Genomic DNA, 18,069 nt, shown 5'->3' with positions numbered 1-18,069 from the left:
TGGATTGCCTAACTCTGCCACCGCTCAAGGTCCGTTCGCATGACATCGTCTGGCAGGGGCGGGGGAACCAATTTTGGTCTTCGCAAGAAGGCCTTGGGGTTAAGTCGCAAAGCTTCCCAGGAAGCGGCGCGGCCGGGTGACTCCCATCCGAATCCGACAGCTCACCTCGTAGGCATTGGGAGAGGCTACCTTCGTGTCTTCACGCCACAATTCTGCGCGCCACCGTGCGCAAACGGTTCGTACGAACCCGTTGGACTCAGTGTCCAAGGCAGTAAGCGCCAATGCCGGCACAGTAGGTCGCCAGGCAGCTGTTATCGCAGCTGCTTCAGGGCTCATCCTGAGCATTGGCATGCCGGCTAACGCAGCCGACACCAACATCGGTGTTTCCGCCTCCACGGAGTCCGGATCCCAGGCCACGCAGCTTGCTGTGACCGCCGCACCAACCGCAACTGTCTCCTTCGAGCGTCCTGCCGTCACCACCGAGGCAGCGCCGGTCATCGAGACTCTGGCCGCGCAGTCCAGCGACGACGCGGCCAATGGTGCGACCGATACTGCCAAAACCGTTACTGCCAAGGCGAGCAAGCTGGTGGATGCCGCAGGCTCCGCCGCCGCAACGTCAGGGCTGGCGGCCATTGCCTACACCGGTATCGGCCACCCGTACGTCTGGGGTGGCACCACTCCTAACGGCTGGGACTGCTCCGGCTTCACCCAGTGGGTTTACGCGCAGGCAGGCATCAGCATTCCCCGCGTCAACGCCTGGACTGCAATGAAGCCCACCTCGACACCCGCTCCGGGCGACCTGGTCATGCAGAACGGCGGCGCCCACGTGGGCATCTACGTTGGCAACGGCATGATGATCAGCGCCCTGAACCCTTCGGATGGAACGATCCTGCACGCTGCGTCCGCCACGGGCACGTCCTCCTTCTTCACCCTTCGCTAAAAATCCCGTTCGGGACGCGCCGGCTTACCCCCAAGATGCCGGCGCGTCGCTAAGCCACGTCCTGCTACCGCGGTCCGTGGAACACGAAAGAGAGAAACTTATGACTACACGTGCGACCATTGCACGCCACCGCGCCGAGGTCACCAAGACCAACTCGCTGGCTGTCATCGCCAAGGCTGTCGGCGACAACGCCGGTGGCATGGGCCGCCAGGCCGCAGTTATCGCTGCCGCGTCCGGCCTGGTCCTGACCAGCGGTATCGCTGCAAACGCTGCCGAGACCAACGTTCAGCGTGAATCGGTTCCTGTTTCCGCCCTGGAAGTGCAGTCCGTTGCTCCGGCAACCATTTCCGCTGCGTCCAGCATCGCCATCTCCTACGAGAAGCCGGCTGTTTCCACCACGGCCGCTCCCGTCGTCGAGGCACCCAAGCCCGTCGTTCAGGTGCAGGAAGCTGCTCCCGCCGTCGAGGCTGCTCCGGCAGTAAAGACCGCCGCTGCCGTTGAGGCTGCTCCGGCCGCTCCTGCCGCCGCCAAGACCGCTTCCGGAAGCGGCATGGGCGCTTCGATCGCCGCTGCTGCTTACGCGCAGCTGGGTGTTTCACAGGACTGCACCGCGCTGGCCACCAACTCCCTGGCCGCCGTGGGCATCAACTACCACGGCTGGCCGGCAGGCTACCTGTCCCTCGGCCGCACCGTCAGCGCTGCTGAAGCCCAGCCGGGCGACCTTGCCTACTACGAAAACGGCGGCATGGGCATGGCCCACATCGCTGTCTACGTCGGCAACGGCCAGGCTGTCCACGGCGGCTGGAACGGCGGAACCACCGCACTGTTCAGCGTAAACGTCGGCTCCGGCCCGGTCTTCATCCGCGTCGGCGGCTAAGACTACCAAGGCTTAGAAAAGGACCCCTGCCACTGCGGCAGGGGTCCTTTTGCATGCCCGTAGGCCCGGTTGCCATGCCGACACGGCGTCAGAGTGCATTCCGCCGATTCGCCGATCCGCCCCTTGAGTGTTTACTCTTGTGGTGTCGATCCATAGCCCGGACATGCAGAGGGCAGCCGGCCCTCGCGCCTCTGCCGGGTGCGGCCGTGAAGAGGTATGTGCATGCGCACTCTCGTTCTGAATGCTGGATATGAACCGCTGGCGGTTGTGACCTTCCGCCGGGCGCTGGTCCTTGTGCTCACTGGAAAAGCTAGCGTGGTGGCCGAAGGCGACGATCCTGTCGTCGGGCCGCAGGACATCATGGGCCGCCCGTCCGTGATCCTCCTTAACCGCTACATCCGGCCGCGCTACAACATGATCACCGCCGTCAGCCGGCGTGGCGTCCTTCGCAGGGACGGGCACCGGTGTGCCTACTGCGGCAAGGCAGCCCACACCATTGACCATGTCCAGCCAAAATCGCGGGGCGGTGCCGATTCATGGGAGAACCTCGTGGCGGCCTGCCTCCGCTGTAATAACGTCAAGGGAGACCACACGCCTGCTGAAATGGGCTGGAAGCTGCGGTTCGCCCCGGCGCCGCCCGTAGGCACCATCTGGCAGATCAAGGAACTGGAGAAGCCCACGCCGGCGTGGGATCCGTTCCTGCTTCCGGAGACCGCCGCGTAACCTGCCCGGCACTACGCTGGGGATGTGGAATTCGACGCAATAATCCTTGCCGGCGGCCGCTCCTCGCGGCTTGGCGGCTCGCCCAAGTCTGAGCTGACATACGACGGCGAGAGCCTCCTTAGCCGGTCCATCGCGGCTGCCCGTGGTGCCCGCCGGATTGTGGTGGTGGGCCCGGACACGAACCTTCCGCCCGGCGTGCTGAACTGCCGCGAGGATCCGCCCTTCGCCGGGCCTGCTGCGGCGATCGCCGCAGGCCTGGACCGGCTGCAGCGGCCGGACCCGGCACCGGACGCTGGAACCGCTGGAAGACTGGAAGGCACAGAGACACAGGCCGCAACACTGACCCTGGTCCTCGCGTGTGACATGCCGCGCGCGCAAGATGCCGTCCATGCTCTTCTGGACGCTCTCCGGGCTGCGGCCCCCGGAGATGCCGCGCGTGCCTCCCAGGGAAAAGATGGCGTCATGGCCGCATCCGGAGACGGACGCCGCCAGCCGCTGGCCGGCTTTTACAGCACGGCTGCGCTAAAACGCGCCGTGGACGATGCAGCCGCACGGAACACCCTGGATCACGGGTCAGTTTTCGCTCTCCTTGCTAGGCTTGACGTACAGGCTGTCACCGTCCCCGCCGGCTCCACAGATGATGTGGATACCTGGGATGATGCCGCCGCATTAGGAGTCGAAGGGCAGGGACGATGAGCCCGGCCCGGAACGTCGCAGCCGCAGTTTGAGTTTGGAGGCAGGCATGAAAAGCCAGGACGAAACGCTTGAGGAGTGGTGCCGGCTGCTGCTCCGGGCCTTCGAGCTCGAAGACGTGCAGGTGGATGTCAATGAAGTGCTGTCGCTTGCCGGAGTGGCCGCCCACTCGGTGGTGCGGCCAGCGGCGCCGCTGACCACATTCATAGCCGGGTTTGCTGCGGGTCTTGCGTCCGGTTCGGGCCAGGCCCCGGATTCCACCTCCATGAAAGCGGCAATGGACGTCGCCCGTTCCGTCACAAAGGTGTACGCGGCCGAAGAGCAAGGGGAGGACTCCGTCTCACCGGCGGTGGGCACCTCCACAGACGTTCCGGCTCCCAGCGGGACACCGGGGGAATGACCGCCGCCCCCGGACATCCAACTGCCGATGCCATGGAGCCGGCCGCCGCCCCCGCCGAGGACAGCGCCGCCGCCGGAAACGTAACTCCCTCCCGGGGGACTTCCGGGACTGGAACCCTGTCCCCGGACAATTCCGCCGAAAGCGGTGCCGAGGCCAAGGACGCCGCCCCCGGGAAACACCTGGCGCACACCTGGGAGGAAGCGCGGCAGGCCGCCTTTGATTGCGCCGCCCCGATCCCGGCTGCCCCGGTTCCCCTCCGTGAGGCACTGGGCCGGACACTGGCTGCCGACATCACGGCGCTGCAGGACATGCCCCATTACGCGTCCTCGGCCATGGACGGATGGGCCGTCAACGGCACCGGTCCCTGGATCCTTGCCGAACCCGGGCTTCGGCTGGCCCCGCACCAGGCCAGCGTCATCGTGACCGGCGGACTCCTTCCGCCCGGAGCCAAGGCTGTGCTGCGCAGTGAAAGCGGCGTCATATCCACGGATGACGAGGGTCTGCCCGTGCTGGCGGCGGGCGGAACCGCCCGTCCCGGGGAACCCCGGAACGGGCAGCACATCCGCAAGGCAGGGGAGGAAGCCACAGCCGACGAGGTGCTGGTCAAAGCCGGCATCCTGCTGAATCCCGCCCATCTGGCACTTGCCGCCCTCGCCGGCTACGACGACGTGCCGGTCTTGGGAAAACCCGTGGTGAAGCTGCTGCTGACGGGCTCCGAGGTGGTGGATCACGGCATCCCTGAACCGGGAAAGGTGCGCGACACCTTTGGCCCGCAACTGGCTTCAGTGGTGGGGATGCTGGGCGGCATCTGCGCCGCGCAGGTAAGAATTGGCGACAGTTACAGCGAATGGCTGGAGGCACTGGAGGACGAGGGCCCAGGTGCCGAGCCGGACGGCCTCCCCGGCGAGGCATCAGGGGCAGGCCTTCCCCCCGACGTCGTCATCACCACCGGAGGCACCGGGAAATCCGGAACCGACCACTTCAGGCGGGCGGTGGCTGAACTCGGCGGCCGGCTCGTGATCGACGGGGTGGCCATGCGTCCGGGCCACCCCGCTGTCCTGGCCGAGCTTCCGGACGGGCGCTTCGTGCTGGGGCTGCCCGGAAACCCGCTCGCTGCCATGATGGCGCTGTCTACGGTAGGGGCGCCGCTTCTCGCGGCCCTGGGCCACGGAGCCATTCCGCCTGTGCAGGAAGTGCCGTGTGGAGCGATGATCGATCCCGACCCCGGCCGGACCCGGCTCATGCCGTTCCGGCTCCTTTACGGCATGGCCTCGCCTGCGCCGCACACCGGCCCTGGCATGATGCGGGGCCTGGCCTCAGCGGACGGCGTCATGGTGGTTCCGCCCCACGGCGTGCAGTTGGGCGAGGCCGTCCCTGCGTTCGCGCTGCCATGGGGCCCAGCCATCCCTCAGCCCACGTCGGCCGGTTCCAAGCCTAAAACCCCGCCGCGCAAGACCGGAAACCGGTCCTCGGCCAAGCCGCCGGCGAATAGCGGCCCCGTGGACTGGAGCGCGCTCCTGGACTGAATTCCAAGCAGAACGGACGGCGTTGGTATCCCTGACCTTGACTTGCAATGATGGAGGCATGAACAGGCTGGCATACGGGGTGACCCGATGGGACGCGTGACGCAACGGCGCAAGATCCACCGGTACGTCCTGGACGGCTCGCCGGCTTCCCTCGAATTTCCGGTGCGGCACCGTGAGGATGTCCTGGCAGTGGAGGAACCGCTGGAGATCCGGCTCGGCAGTCTTTCCTTCTCCGTGACGATGCGGACGCCGGGGGACGACTTCGACCTCGTGGCAGGGTTCCTGGTGTCCGAGGGCGTCATCTGGAGCCCTGAGCAGCTGATCTCGCTGAGGTTCTGTGCCGGCGAGGATGAAAACGGCGTCCAGACCTTCAACGTGGTGGAAGCCCAGCTCCGGCCGGATGTGGTGTTGCCGGACACTGGACGCCATGTGTACACGTCCAGTTCCTGCGGGATCTGCGGGACCGACTCAATCGAGTCGGTCCGGAAGTCCTCGCACTTCAGCGCCGCTGAGGACCAGCTGACGGTCCCGGTAGGAACCCTCGCCTCCCTTCCGGACCTGCTGAGGGAAGCGCAGACGGTATTTGACGCCACCGGCGGAGTCCACGCGGCAGGTCTTTTCAGTGTCGACGACGACGGCGGTGCCAGGCTGCTGTGCCTGCGCGAGGACGTGGGCCGGCACAACGCAGTGGACAAGGTCGTCGGATGGGGGTTGCGCGAGCGTCGCCTGCCACTGTCCGGAACGGTGCTCCAGGTATCCGGCCGTGCGTCCTTTGAGCTCGTGCAAAAAGCTGCCCTGGCGGGCATTCCGGTACTGGCCGCGGTCAGCGCCCCCTCCAGCCTTGCCGTCGAGCTCGCGGAGTCCAGCGGGGTGACCCTAGCCGGTTTCAGCCGGGGGAGCAGCCTTAACGTCTATGCCGGTGCCGAGCGGATTTCCCTGCCTGCGCCGCTGCCGCGGTAGTGGGTGCGGACCCTTGGTTATTTCCCTCTGACGCAGTAGATTTTATCCATCGAATGGACACGATCCGCTCTTTCACGGCAGCGAACCTGCCCGGACATCAGCTGCGTGACGCCCAGGCCCGCGAGGAAGCCGGCACAGGACGCACCGGCTTAAAGCATTAAAGAGGAATACATTGCACGACGACCGCCGGATCACGGAAGTCCGCCTCGACCGCTTCCTGCGGGAGCGGATCACCCCCGCGATCTACTCGCGAAGTGTACCCCTGGCACTCAGCAGTTGGGACGTTCCGGATGAACCCGTCCCTGTGACGCAGGCCCTGCGCCAGGACTTCGTGCCACAGGAACACGGTGCCGCCTGGGGCCGCCCCTGGGGCACCAAATGGCTGCGGCTCCAAGGCGAGGTTCCCGACTCCTGGGGCACGGCACCAGAGACCGAGGTGGAGATGGTGGTGGACCTGGGGTTCACTACCGAGATCCCCGGATTCCAGTGCGAAGGAACCGCCTGGCGTCCTGACGGCAGCATCATTAAGGCAATTTCTCCACGCAACCAGTACATTCCGCTCAAGCTCCTGGGCAGCGGGATGGCTGTGGACTTCTACGTGGAGGCAGCTGCCAACCCGGACGTGGCCCAGGGCTGGAGCTTCGCGGCCACGCCCTACGGGGACAAGGCCACCGCCGGGACGCGGCCACAGTACCGCCTGGGCAGCATTGCCATAGCCGAGCTGAACCGGCCCGTATGGGAGCTGCAACAGGACATCTGGACGCTCAGGGGCCTTATGCACGAACTGCCCATGGAGCTGCCCCGGCGGCACGAGATCCTCCGCGCGCTCGAGCGCATGCTGGACATCATGGATCCGGACGACGTCGCCGGAACCGCATCGGCAGGCCGGGCCGCACTCGCCGAAGTGCTGGCGAGGCCCGCCTACGCCTCCGCCCACCAGTTGCTCGCAACGGGCCATGCCCACATCGACTCCGCCTGGCTGTGGCCGGTCAGGGAGACCATCAGGAAATGTGCCCGGACGTTTTCGAACGTGGTTGCCCTCATGGATGATGATCCCGACTTCGTGTTCTCCTGCTCCTCAGCACAGCAACTGGCGTGGATCAAGGAGTTCTATCCAGAGCTGTTCGGTCGGATCCGGGAGAAGGTGAAGTCCGGCCAGTTCGTTCCCGTGGGCGGCATGTGGGTGGAATCCGACACCAACATGCCCGGCGGTGAGGCCATGGCCCGGCAGTTCCTCGAAGGAAAGAGCTTTTTCCTGGACGAGTTCGGCATCGAATGTCAGGAGGCCTGGCTTCCTGACTCCTTCGGCTACTCCGCGGCCCTGCCGCAGATCGTCAAGGCCGCCGGCAGCCAGTGGTTCCTGACGCAGAAGATCTCCTGGAACCAGATCAACCGGATGCCGCACCACACGTTTAACTGGGAGGGGATCGACGGCACCAGGCTGTTCACGCATTTCCCGCCCGTGGACACGTACAACTCGGAGCTCAGCGGCCGGGACCTCGCCCACGCCGAACGCAACTACCGGGACCATGGCCACGGCACCATCTCGCTGGTTCCCTTCGGCTACGGCGACGGCGGAGGCGGACCCACCCGGGAAATGCTTGCCGCCGCCCACCGCACCGAGGACCTGGAGGGCTCGCCCAAGGTCCGGATCGGAACGGCGCGGAGCTTCTTCGAGCAGGCCCAGGCCGAGTACACGGCGCTGCCGGTCTGGGTGGGCGAGATGTACCTGGAACTCCACCGCGGCACCTACACCAGCCAGGCCCGTACCAAACAGGGCAACCGGCGCAGCGAGCACCTGCTCCGCGAAGCGGAATTGTGGTGCGCCACTGCCGCGGTCCGCACCGGTGGCTCCTTTGCGTATCCTGCGGCTGAGCTGAAGCGGCTGTGGCGGCTGGTGCTCCTTCAGCAGTTCCACGACATCCTGCCCGGCAGCTCCATCGCCTGGGTGCACCAGGACGCCGAACGGAATTACGCCGCCGTGGCCAGGGGACTCGAGGCGGTCATCGCCAAGGCTGCGGCAGCTGCGCTGGGGGAGGGCAGCGAGGAGTTCCTACTCAACGCGAGCCCCCATGAGCGCAACGGGGTGCCGGCGCTCGCGGCCGCGCTGCCGGTTCAGCTGGGCACGCCCGTTCGGACTGCCGCCCGGGACGGCGGCTTCGTGCTGGACAACGGGATCATCAGTGCCGTGCTGGACGCCAACGGCCTGCTGACTTCGCTGCGGGACCACGCCAGCGGCAGGGAAGCCATCGCCCCGGGCCAGTTCGGCAACCACCTGGAGCTGCACCGCGACACCCCCAACGAATGGGACGCCTGGGACATCGACGAGTTCTACCGGCGGAATGTCACGTCACTGACCGACGCGGCCTCGGTGACGCTGGAGCAGCAAGGCGGGGACGCCGTCGTCGTCATTGAGCGCCTCACCGGAGCCTCGCGCATCACGCAGCGCATCACCCTGTCGCCCGGCGCCGGCGCGCTGGGCATTTCCACCGACGTGGACTGGCAGGAACGCGAGAAGCTGCTCAAGCTGGGCTTTCCCCTGGACCTCCGCGCGGACCGTTCAGCCGCCGAGACCCAGTTCGGGCACGTTTTCCGGCCCACCCACGTGAACACGTCCTGGGAGGCGGCGAAGTTCGAGATCTGCGCCCAGCGCTGGATCCACGTCGCCGAGCCCGGCTATGGCGTGGCCATCGCCAATGCCTCCACGTATGGGCACGATGTGGCCAGGAGCATCAGGGACGACGACGACGGCGGCACCACCACCACCGTCCGGCTCTCGCTGCTGCGCGCGGCCAAGTTCCCGGACCCCAATGCCGACCGGGGCCGGCATGTGCTGGACGTCTGGATCCGGCCCGGCGCAGGTATCGCCGAGGCCGTCGAGGAAGGATACCGCGCCAACCTAGCCCCTCGGAGAATGACGGGCGGCCATGCCGTTGAGCCACTGGTCACCGTGGACAACAGGGCACTGGTCGTTGAAGCGGTGAAGCTGGCGGAGGACGGCTCGGGAGATGTCATCGTTCGCCTTTACGAGTCGCTGGGTGAACGCTCCGCCGGACGGCTCACCGCCAACTTTCCGGCCAAAAGCGTCCGCGCCGTGGATCTGCTCGAGCGGGAAGTCGACGCACCAGGGGTGGTGGCCGGCAGGGAATCCGCGGAACTCACGCTGCGTCCGTTCCAGCTGGTCACGCTCAGGTTCGCCCGTTGACCCGGTAGCGGGGCGGCGCCGGCGGCGGTCACAAACGGGTCAGAATTCGTGGAGCAGGCGCCGCACGAACTGCCGGGTGCGGTCCTGGCGCGGCGCCCGCAGCACCTCTGCCGCCGGGCCCCGCTCCACCACCACTCCGCCGTCCATGAAGATGACTTCGTCGGCCACCTGACGGGCGAAGGCCAGCTCGTGCGTGACGATCACCATGGTCCAGCCCTCCTCGGCCAACTCCTGGATGACGCCCAAGACTTCGCCCACCAGTTCCGGGTCCAGGGCCGAGGTGGGTTCGTCGAACAGCAGAAGCTGGGGCTTCAGGGCCAGGGCACGCACAATGCCCACGCGCTGCTGCTGCCCGCCGGACAGCTCGAACGGGTAGGCATCACGCTTGTCAGCCAGCCCTACGCGGGCCAGCAGTTTCTCCGCCTCGGCGACGGCTTCCGCCCTCTTCCGCTTCTGCACCTGGACGGGGCCCTCAATGACATTCTGCAGCACCGTCATGTGCGGAAAGAGGTTGTAGTGCTGGAAGACCATGGCGCTGCGGTCGCGGAGGTCCGAGATGTCCTTCTTGGCAACCTTGGCGGAGAAGTCGAGCGCGAGGTCCGTGCCGGTGGCGGTGTCCGCGAAGGTGACGGTGCCGGCGTCGGGCGTTTCCAGTCCGTTCAGCGAACGGAGCACAGTGGTTTTGCCGGAACCCGAGGGCCCGATGAGGGCCACCACGTTGCCGCGGCGGACATCGAGGTCGATGTCCCGGAGCACCACGTTGCTGCCGAAGGCCTTGGCCAGGTTGCGGACCGACAGCACCGGTTTTGGCTGGGGCGCGCCTGCGCGGGCGGGCTGGCTAGTGGGCGACATAGCGGTCCAATCTCTTTTCGAGGGCGGACTGGCCGGTGGACAGCGCCAGGCAGATGACCCAGTAGACCAGTGCGGCCTCAAGGTACAGCGCCATGAACTCCTGGCTGAACGCAGCGATCTGCTGGGCATTCCGGAAGAGCTCAGTGACGAGGATCAGCGAGGCCAGCGAGGTGTCCTTGACCAGGGAGATGAAAGTGTTGGACAGCGGCGGCACGGACACCCTGGCTGCCTGGGGCAGGATGATGCGGCGCAATGCCTGCGCCCGTGACATGCCGATGGTGTGCCCGGCTTCCCACTGCCCCTTGGGGACCGAGAGGATGGCCGCCCGGATCACCTCGGCCGCATAGCCGCCCACGTTGAGTGAAAAGGCGATGATGGCGCTGGGCCAGGGATCGAGCTTTACGCCGAGGCTGGGCAGGCCGTAGAAGATCACGAAAAGCTGGACCAGCAGCGGCGTCCCGCGGATCACCGAGACATAGAACCTCGCCGCCCCTGACGCCACCGGGTTCCGGCTGAGCCGCATGAGCGCTACAAGCAGAGCAAGGGCCAGGCCGAAGGCAAAGGAGGCCAGGGTCAGCGGGATGGTCCCGGTGATGGCCCCGGTGACAATCGGGCCGAAGGAGCTCCAGACAAGGTCCCAGTTAAACGGCATCTACTTGGTGACGTCGGCGCCGAAGTACTTCTCCGAGATCTTGGTCAGTGTGCCGTCGGCCCGGAGATCGGCAATTGCCTTGTCCACGGCGGCGGTGAGTTCGGTGGATCCCTTGCGGAACGCGAAGGCGCTCTCCGACTTTTCCTTGGTTTCGGCGGCGATCTTCAGTCCGGCGTCCGGGTTGGTCTTGGCGTAGTCAAGGTAGGTGAGTTTGTCGTTGACGATCGCGTCCACCCGGCCCTGGCGGACCAGCGTCACGCCCTGGGCCCAGCCCTCCACGGACTGGACGTTGGCGCCGGCATCGACGGCCAGCTTGTAGAAGTTGCTGGTCAGCGACTGTGCGGTGGTCTTGCCCTTAAGGCTGTCGAAACCCGTGATGCTGTTGTTGTCCGCCTTGGTCACGATCACACCCGTGGAGACTGTGTACGGTGTGGAGAAGTCATACTTTGCCTTGCGCTCGGCATTGATGGAGATCTCGTTCGCGATGGTGTCGAAGCGCTTGGCATCAAGGCCGGCGAAGATGCCATCGAACTGGGTCTCCTCGAACTTTGCCTTCACACCCAGTTTCCCGGCGACCGCCTTGGCGATTTCGACGTCGAACCCGGTGAGCTCGCCTGCGCCCTCGGCGTGGAAGCTGAAGGGCTTGTAGGTGCCCTCGGTGGCAATGACGATCTCACCCTTGGACTTCACGTCACTCAGCGACGAATCCGAACTGCTGCTTGCTGCCGGCGCCTGTGAGCCGCCGCAGCCGGACAGCGCGAGCGCGAGAGTTGCGAGCGTGGCTGCGATTGCACTGCGGCGGGTGTGGAGGCGGTTCATGGCGGTTCCTTCTTCTTGCTGGCTGCGTAGGGCTTTGTCACGGCGGCCGGAGCCGGTCACACGCGACACTACCCCCCACAACGCACTTGGAAAGTTGTTTTATTTCGCCATCTTACGGGGGACAGCTACAGCCCTTAAACAGGCTGAGTGGGGGCGGTCCCCAACGTCCCGCCACCACTCATCCCCCCAATGTGCGCTCCGGCAGGCGCCACGGCCCCGTCTTCACGGAAGGCTAGGCAGCAACTGCTTTCACACATTCATGATTCTCTCACGGTCTAATGATTTTGTGAATCCCGCCGCCCTACCTTTCAGTAGATGACGTCCCCGGCGCACGGAAACCTGTGGCCCGGACCCGGGCCAGCCAGACCATTCCAAGCCCCAGCACATAGAACACGACGGCGCCGTTGTTGACCACGAGCCGCGGCAAGGTGAAGGCCGGCCCCGTGAACTCCAGCACGAGTCCTGCCGTTGTGGCCACGGCGCCTGCCGCCATCAGGGACGCCCCCGTGCGGACGAGGGAGGGCAGCCTGCTGTTGGCGGCCCGGAGCAGGCAAGGCAGAAGTGCCAGCGATACGTAGACCGGGTAACCACGTGCGACGGCCCAGTAGAAAGGCAGCAGGGCAGCGTTGCGGGCACTTGTCCCGCCGACCTCCGCAAGGCCCAGGGATGACCCGGAAGAGTCCATGGCCAGGAAGATCGTGACCAGGGCCGCGGAAAACAATCCCAGCATGGCGAGCCCGAATCGCCCGGAGATGAGGCGGTATGCGTCGGCGGCGCCAAATGCCCTGCTCACGCGGAGCGCCACCAGGAAAAGCGTGGCAAAAACGATAAGCCGCAGCAGGACGTTGGCAATGTTAATGCCGCCAACAGCGCGATCGATGGCCAGGTAGAACGGTCCCATGCTGAGTGCGGCGGCAGCCGTGGCCAAAAGGAAGATGACGAAGAGCGAGCGGTTCCGGCCCTGCAGGGTGCTCGGAATTCGGACCAGGGTGGCAACGGCGCAAACGATCAGGGTGGTCCATTGCAGGATCTCTGTCATCCGCGATTCCCCCAGATCTTTCGGTTTGTTTCCTGGTCTTGATTCTCGCGTCGTGGGATTGCCGGGCGCTCGACGGTGGTCCGGCATGCCCCGTCAGTCAGGGGCGGACAGCGCGCCGGTGACCTTCCTGCCCGCCCGGAGCTTGGCCAGCCAGATCAGCGTCAGCCCGACCACAAAGCACAGGATGGCGGTGTAGTTGATAACGAACGTGAGGTACCCCAATGCGGCTGGAATCACCGGGAAGAAGAGGCTGAGGATGGTGGCTATCCCCCCGATGGCAAGCAGCAGGGCACTGATGCGAAGCAGAGCGGGAAGGGTGCCGCGCACTGCCCGCAGCAGGCCGGGCAGGATGGCTAGGGAAACATAGGCCGGATAGGCGCGGCCGGCAGCGCCGTAGTACTCGACCAGCGCCCTGTTCCGCTCATCCTTGGCATATACGCCCACAAGGCCCACTGACGAACCCTCGCTGTCCATCAGGGCGAAGAAGACCAGCATTGCTGCGGAGATCAGTCCCAGGACCAAGGTGCCGCGGCGGCCGCGGATGAGCCGGAGGCCGGGCTGGTCGCCGAAACCCTTAGCGATGCGCATGCCCAGGACGTAGACGGCCGCGAAGATGATGAAGCGCAGGAGCAGGTTGGCCACGTTAGTGTTTCCGAGCAGGCTGTCAATGGCCATGTAGGGGCCCTTGATGCTGAGCAGGATGGCAACGGTCATCAGCGCCAGAATGTAGAACAGCGATCTGTTCTTCTTGCGGACCAGATTGGGGATCCGGGACAGCGCCGCAGCGCCGCATGCGATCAGGGTGGTCCACTGCAGGATCTCGATCATCCGAGGTTCTCCCAGATCTTTTCGGTTTGTTCTTGGTCTTGTTCCTGGCGCCGCAGTGTCTTCCCGACCGCCTGCAGCCGGTCTCCAGCCAGGACTGCCAGTTCGCCGTCGGACAGCCTGTCCAGCGCCGCTTGCCGGGCCCCTGGCTCCCACCCGGCTTCCGCTTCGGTGATCAGGCCGGTGGCCACCAGCCCTCCCGTCAGTCCGACGCCGGCAGCCCGGGAGGTGGCTATGGCCACCTCGGGTGCCAGCCGGTTTGCGGTGAGCTGGGCCGAATAGTTCTGCGGTGCGATGCCCGTGGCGGCGGAGACGCGGTGGCGGAGTTCGCCGTCGTCAATCGCGTCCACCCAGTTCTTCACGGAGGTGACGTGCGGCGCCGGGCCGAGTTCCGGCCGCTTGGCCTGCTGCGCGCCCGATCCGGGGTCGGCGCCGGATCCGGCTTCCGGTGCGGATCGTGCAATGACCGCCCGCAGCAGATCAACGGTGGCAATCTGGCTGACCAGCTCCTGCGGGGTAGGAGGGACCTGGGGTTCGGCAAGATCGCGGTAGGTCTCAAAATAGGCCAGCGCGGCGACCGGATTGACGTTGAAGGCCCGGCTGATGCTGACCACCGTCGCTTCGGCCACTTTGCCCCGGACGAGCTGCTGGGCCAGGGTGGTGCGCTTGACCTGCGACAGCCTGGAGACATCGGCCATGCTGGTGTCAGGTGCGATGCCGTGTAGCCAGCGCTGGAACGCTTTGGCGGGGAGTGGCATGGAACGCTCTCTGCTGAACGAATGATTGGCACGATAGTAGCTGCCGCCACTCTCGATTTTACGCAGCCCACAGCTTCAACTATGCTAGTTTCTCGAACCCGCTGGTCCGTACACCCCCCAAGTCCGGACCAGCGGGTTCTTTCATGCCCGCCGGAATTTCTCTGGCCGAAACGGGCAGCGGTGAGAGGATGGACTAATGACTGCAACCCTTGTTGCCAAAGACCTTGCGGGCGGTCATGATCACCGCACTCTCTTCTCAAAGCTTTCCCTGACGGTGGCCCCGGGGGACGTTGTTGGCGTGGTCGGTGCCAACGGAGCCGGCAAATCCACGCTGCTCCGCCTCCTTGCCGGCGTGGATTTGCCGCAGGAAGGAAGCGTGAGCCTCGCCCCGGCAGACGCCTTCGTGGGATGGCTCCCGCAGGAACACGAGCGGATGGCCGGTGAAACCGTGGCTGCCTACATCGCCCGCCGCACCGGCTGCGCCCAGGCCACCGCCGAGATGGAAGCCACCGCAGAGGCTCTCGGCGGAGGAGCGCCCGGCGCCGACGATGCGTATTCCCTGGCCTTCGACCGCTGGATGGCTTCCGGCGCCGCTGACCTTGACGAGCGCATTCCGCCCGTCCTCGCCGATCTCGGACTGGACATTGGGCCGGACGCCGAAATGACCGGCCTGTCGGGAGGCCAGGCAGCGCGGGTTGCGCTCGCCGCCCTGCTGCTGAGCCGCTTCGACATCGTACTGCTGGACGAGCCAACGAACGACCTTGACCTCGACGGACTCGCCAAGCTGGAATCGTTCGTCCAGGGGCTCCGCGGCGGCGCGGTGCTCGTGTCGCACGACCGCGAATTCCTGGCCCGCTGCGTGACCACCATCGTGGAGTTGGACCTCGCCCAGAATTCCGTGGCGGTGTACGACGGCGGTTACGAGGCGTTCCTCGAGGAGCGCGCCGTCGCCCGCCGGCACGCCCGCGAACGCTATGAGGAATTTGCCTCCACCAAGGCGGACCTGGTGTCCCGGGCGCGGACCCAGCGCGAGTGGAGCTCACAGGGCGTCCGGAACGCGATGAAGAAAAGCCCGGACAATGACAAGATCCGCCGCGCTGCGAGCACAGAGTCATCGGAAAAGCAGGCGCAGAAGGTCCGGCAAATGGAATCGCGCATCGCCCGGCTGGATGCGGTGGAGGAGCCGCGGAAGGAATGGCAGCTCCAGTTCAGCATCGGCCAGGCGCCGCGCTCCAGTTCCGTGGTGGCCACACTCCGCGACGCGGTGGTCCGGCAGGGAAGTTTCACACTGGGCCCCGTGAACCTGCAGCTCAACGCCGGCGAACGGATCGGCATCACCGGGCCAAACGGCGCGGGCAAGTCCACGCTGCTTCGCCTGCTGCTGGGAATCCAGGAGCCTCATTCCGGTGACGCTTCCAGGGGCGCTTCGGTGGCCGTCGGCGAAATCGACCAGGCCCGCGGCCTGCTGGCCGGCCACCTGAACCTCGGGACCGCCGTCGAAGCCGTGCTGACCGATCAGACTCCGGCAGAGGTCCGCACGCTGCTGGCCAAATTCGGACTCAAGGCGGACCACACGTCCCGCACTGTGGATTCACTGTCGCCCGGGGAACGCACCCGCGCCGCCCTGGCTCTCCTGCAGGCCCGCGGCGTAAACCTGCTGGTCCTGGACGAACCCACCAACCACCTGGATTTGCCCGCGATCGAACAGTTGGAGGAGGCGCTGGAAAGCTACGACGGTGCCCTGCTCCTGGTCACCCACGACCGCCGCCTGCTCGAAAACGTCCGGCTCGATGCGCGCTGGAATGTGGACAACGGCGTGGTCACTGAAGTTATGACAGGCAAGATGGAGCACAAACTATGAGCATGGACGGCGTGGCCTGGCGCTCGCTTTACAACATCACCCGCGCCAAGAGCGGTTCCAAGCCGTTCTCCAAGGAGACGCTGAAGCGCGTTCTTGGTTTCGCGCGGCCACACCGCGGCAAACTGATTGCCTTCGTGGCCGTGTCCATCGTCATGGCTTTCCTGGCGGTGGCAACGCCGGTCCTCGCCGGCCAGGTCGTCAACGCCATCGTCGCGTCCGCGGGCACGGATGAGGTGATCCGTCTGGCCGGGCTGATCGCCGGGGTTGCCGTTGCTGAAGCCGCGCTGGGAATGGTGAGCCGCTGGCTGTCTTCGACCATCGGGGAAGGTGTCATCGTTGACCTCCGCACCCGGGTGTTCGACCATGTGCAGAAAATGCCCATTGCCTTCTTCACGCGGACCCGCACCGGCGCCCTCGTCAGCAGGCTGAATAACGACGTCATCGGGGCGCAGTCCGCGTTTGCCGGAACGCTGTCCGGGGTGGTCAGCAACGTGGTGGCCCTCATTCTGACCCTCATCGTCATGCTCAACACTTCCTGGCTGGTCACCGTGCTGGCCATGGTCCTGCTGCCCATCTTCCTGATTCCGGCCCGCCGGATGGGCTCCAAGCTGGCCGATCTCCGCCGCGAAGCGGCGGAACACAATGCCGCCATGGGCACCCAGATGACGGAACGATTTTCTGCCCCCGGCGCCACGCTCGTGAAGCTCTTCGGCCGCCCGGCGGACGAATCCCGTGAGTTCGCGCTCCGTGCGGGCCGGGTCCGGGACATCGGTGTGCGGACCGCGATGCTGCAGTTCACCTTCGTTACGGCCCTGACGCTGGTTTCGGCGCTTGCGCTGGCCCTCGTCTACGGCCTCGGCGGCTGGCTCGCGATTGAACGCCAGCTCGCACCCGGCGACGTCGTTGTGCTGGCCCTGCTGCTCACCCGCCTTTATGCGCCGCTCACCGCGCTGTCCAACGCCCGCGTGGAAATCATGAGCGCCCTGGTCAGCTTCGAGCGCGTGTTCGAAATCCTGGACCTGAAGCCGCTCATCCAGGAAAAGCCCGACGCCGTTGCCGTCCCCCCTGGGCCTGTGGCCGTGGAGTTCGACGACGTCCGGTTCGCCTACCCGTCCGCGGACAAGGTCTCCCTTGCCTCGCTCGAGGAAGTCTCCACACTGGATACCCGCGGCGGCGAGGAAGTGCTGCACGGCATCAGTTTCCGCGTGGAACCCGGCCAGACCGTGGCGCTCGTGGGCTCGTCAGGGGCCGGAAAATCCACCGTCGCACAGCTGCTCTCACGGCTGTACGACGTCGACTCCGGCGCCGTGCGGCTCGGCGGCCGTGGTTCCGGAACCGGGCTGGACGTCCGCGACCTCACATTCGACTCCATGCGGGACACCCTTGGCATGGTCACCCAGGACGGGCACCTGTTCCACGAATCCGTCGCGTCCAACCTGCGGCTGGCCCGGCCCGACGCCACCGAGGAGGACATGTGGGACGTGCTGCGACAGGCACGGCTCGAATACATGATCCGCTCGCTGCCGGACGGGCTGGACACCGTGGTGGGGGAGCGCGGCTACCGCCTCTCCGGCGGCGAACGCCAGCGCCTCACCATCGCCCGGCTGCTGATCGCGCAGCCGCGGGTGGTCATTCTCGACGAAGCGACGGCGGCACTGGACTCCACCAACGAAGCCGCCGTGCAGGCGGCGCTCGGCGCGGCACTCGAGGGGCGTACCGCCGTCGTGATTGCCCACCGGCTTTCCACGATCCGTGCTGCGGACGTGATCCTGGTGGTGGAGGACGGCTCGATTGTGGAGCGCGGAACGCATACGGAACTGCTCGCCGCCGACGGCCGCTATGCAGAGCTGTACCGGACGCAGTTCGCCGAGGCCACCGCAGTGGCCGAGGAAGCGGTCCCAGAGCTCTGACCGTCATCGACGGGCGAGATCTCGGCGCT

Annotated in this window: 16 protein-coding genes and 1 riboswitch; of the genes, 10 read left to right on the top strand and 6 right to left on the bottom strand. The window is 66.1% G+C overall.

Going from position 1 to position 18,069, the window contains the following annotated elements; genetic code table 11:
* Nucleotides 1-30 precede the first annotated feature (30 nt).
* Nucleotides 31-189: riboswitch (cyclic di-AMP (ydaO/yuaA leader) on the top strand.
* A 70-nt stretch (nt 190-259) separates the two neighbouring features.
* The 8 genes from AC1DD3_RS15675 to AC1DD3_RS15640 all read left to right on the top strand — a co-directional run bounded on the left by AC1DD3_RS15675 (nt 260) and on the right by AC1DD3_RS15640 (nt 9,324).
* On the top strand, nt 260-940 hold the full coding sequence (locus AC1DD3_RS15675) for a C40 family peptidase (RefSeq protein ID WP_476882054.1): 681 nt from the start codon (nt 260-262) through the stop codon (nt 938-940).
* 100 nt (nt 941-1,040) lie between these two features.
* Nucleotides 1,041-1,817 (top strand): NlpC/P60 family protein, encoded by a 777-nt coding sequence (locus tag AC1DD3_RS15670; protein ID WP_230117934.1) that lies wholly within the window; start codon nt 1,041-1,043, stop codon nt 1,815-1,817.
* A 222-nt stretch (nt 1,818-2,039) separates the two neighbouring features.
* Nucleotides 2,040-2,540: an HNH endonuclease gene (locus AC1DD3_RS15665; RefSeq protein ID WP_230117935.1), complete on the top strand. Its 501-nt coding sequence runs from the start codon at nt 2,040-2,042 to the stop codon at nt 2,538-2,540.
* Nucleotides 2,541-2,564: 24 nt separating this feature from the next.
* Nucleotides 2,565-3,236 (top strand): molybdenum cofactor guanylyltransferase, encoded by a 672-nt coding sequence (gene mobA, locus AC1DD3_RS15660; RefSeq protein WP_476882053.1) that lies wholly within the window; start codon nt 2,565-2,567, stop codon nt 3,234-3,236.
* Between the two features lie 46 nt (nt 3,237-3,282).
* Nucleotides 3,283-3,633 (top strand): DUF6457 domain-containing protein, encoded by a 351-nt coding sequence (locus tag AC1DD3_RS15655; protein WP_476882052.1) that lies wholly within the window; start codon nt 3,283-3,285, stop codon nt 3,631-3,633.
* Nucleotides 3,630-5,159, top strand: a complete 1,530-nt coding sequence (locus AC1DD3_RS15650; RefSeq protein WP_476882051.1) for a molybdopterin molybdotransferase MoeA — start codon at nt 3,630-3,632, stop codon at nt 5,157-5,159. The genes AC1DD3_RS15655 and AC1DD3_RS15650 overlap by 4 nt, the downstream gene beginning before the upstream one ends.
* 87 nt (nt 5,160-5,246) lie before the next feature.
* Nucleotides 5,247-6,119, top strand: coding sequence for a formate dehydrogenase accessory sulfurtransferase FdhD (fdhD, locus tag AC1DD3_RS15645; protein WP_476882050.1), 873 nt, complete (start codon nt 5,247-5,249; stop codon nt 6,117-6,119).
* A gap of 172 nt (nt 6,120-6,291) precedes the next feature.
* Nucleotides 6,292-9,324, top strand: coding sequence for an alpha-mannosidase (locus AC1DD3_RS15640; RefSeq protein WP_476882049.1), 3,033 nt, complete (start codon nt 6,292-6,294; stop codon nt 9,322-9,324).
* A 39-nt stretch (nt 9,325-9,363) separates the two neighbouring features.
* Here AC1DD3_RS15640 and AC1DD3_RS15635 read toward each other — a convergent pair whose 3' ends face one another.
* The 6 genes from AC1DD3_RS15635 to AC1DD3_RS15610 form a co-directional block, all read right to left on the bottom strand.
* Nucleotides 9,364-10,176 carry an amino acid ABC transporter ATP-binding protein gene (locus tag AC1DD3_RS15635; protein WP_290369728.1) on the bottom strand — a complete coding sequence of 271 codons (813 nt, stop codon included), beginning with the start codon at nt 10,174-10,176 and terminating at the stop codon, nt 9,364-9,366.
* A complete protein-coding gene (locus AC1DD3_RS15630; protein ID WP_230117941.1) occupies nt 10,163-10,828 on the bottom strand; it encodes an amino acid ABC transporter permease in 666 nt (221 codons plus the stop codon). The genes AC1DD3_RS15635 and AC1DD3_RS15630 overlap by 14 nt, the downstream gene beginning before the upstream one ends.
* On the bottom strand, nt 10,829-11,647 hold the full coding sequence (locus tag AC1DD3_RS15625; protein ID WP_476882048.1) for an amino acid ABC transporter substrate-binding protein: 819 nt from the start codon (nt 11,645-11,647) through the stop codon (nt 10,829-10,831).
* Between the two features lie 301 nt (nt 11,648-11,948).
* Complete coding sequence (locus AC1DD3_RS15620; protein WP_230117943.1) at nt 11,949-12,686, bottom strand: hypothetical protein; 738 nt, start codon at nt 12,684-12,686, stop codon at nt 11,949-11,951.
* A gap of 93 nt (nt 12,687-12,779) precedes the next feature.
* Nucleotides 12,780-13,514, bottom strand: coding sequence for a hypothetical protein (locus AC1DD3_RS15615; RefSeq protein ID WP_230117944.1), 735 nt, complete (start codon nt 13,512-13,514; stop codon nt 12,780-12,782).
* Complete coding sequence (locus tag AC1DD3_RS15610) at nt 13,511-14,269, bottom strand: hypothetical protein (RefSeq protein ID WP_230117945.1); 759 nt, start codon at nt 14,267-14,269, stop codon at nt 13,511-13,513. Before AC1DD3_RS15610 ends, AC1DD3_RS15615 begins: the two co-directional genes overlap by 4 nt.
* 196 nt (nt 14,270-14,465) lie before the next feature.
* Here AC1DD3_RS15610 and AC1DD3_RS15605 point away from each other — a divergent pair, with 196 nt between their 5' ends.
* Both AC1DD3_RS15605 and AC1DD3_RS15600 read left to right on the top strand, forming a co-directional pair.
* Nucleotides 14,466-16,130 (top strand): ABC-F family ATP-binding cassette domain-containing protein, encoded by a 1,665-nt coding sequence (locus tag AC1DD3_RS15605; protein ID WP_230117946.1) that lies wholly within the window; start codon nt 14,466-14,468, stop codon nt 16,128-16,130.
* Nucleotides 16,127-18,040 carry an ABC transporter ATP-binding protein gene (locus AC1DD3_RS15600; protein ID WP_476877297.1) on the top strand — a complete coding sequence of 638 codons (1,914 nt, stop codon included), beginning with the start codon at nt 16,127-16,129 and terminating at the stop codon, nt 18,038-18,040. Before AC1DD3_RS15605 ends, AC1DD3_RS15600 begins: the two co-directional genes overlap by 4 nt.
* The last annotated feature ends 29 nt before the right edge of the window (nt 18,041-18,069 follow it).

The organism is Arthrobacter sp. 05T444 (genome assembly GCF_056395905.1).
Note: the sequence above shows the minus strand (reverse complement) of the source record. Positions and strands in the feature narration are given on the sequence as shown.